The 312-nt window shown below is 71.2% G+C and carries 1 protein-coding gene; it reads right to left on the reverse strand.

Features of this window, described 5'->3' with window-relative positions; genetic code table 11:
* Window positions 1-60: 60 nt before the first annotated feature.
* Window positions 61-312: hypothetical protein (locus UK12_RS42565; protein ID WP_045307253.1), on the reverse strand; the 252-nt coding region annotated here is incomplete at its 5' end.

Raw genomic sequence — 312 nt, forward strand, 5'->3', positions numbered from 1 at the left:
TGTTGCCACTTGTGTGCGGAAGATTTGGCCTCACGTGCGGGGGGCGGTGGGCGGGCCCGGTCACGCCGTGCCGAGTTCGTTGTCGATGAACGCGAAGATGTCGTGGGCGGAGGCGTTCTCCAGCCGCCCCGCGATCGACTCGGCGTCACCGGCGGCCAGGGTCTCGGCCAGTGAGTTGAGCATGGCCTGCAGGCGGGCGGGGATCCGCCCCTGCTCGGTGTCCGCGGCCGTCAGTTCGCCCAACCTGGCCTCCGGCCGGTCCAGTTCGGCGAGCAGCGAGTCCGCCCACGCGTCCTCGGGCTCGCCCTGTTG

This window comes from Saccharothrix sp. ST-888, assembly GCF_000955975.1.
Classification (GTDB): Bacteria; Actinomycetota; Actinomycetes; order Streptomycetales; family Streptomycetaceae; genus Kitasatospora.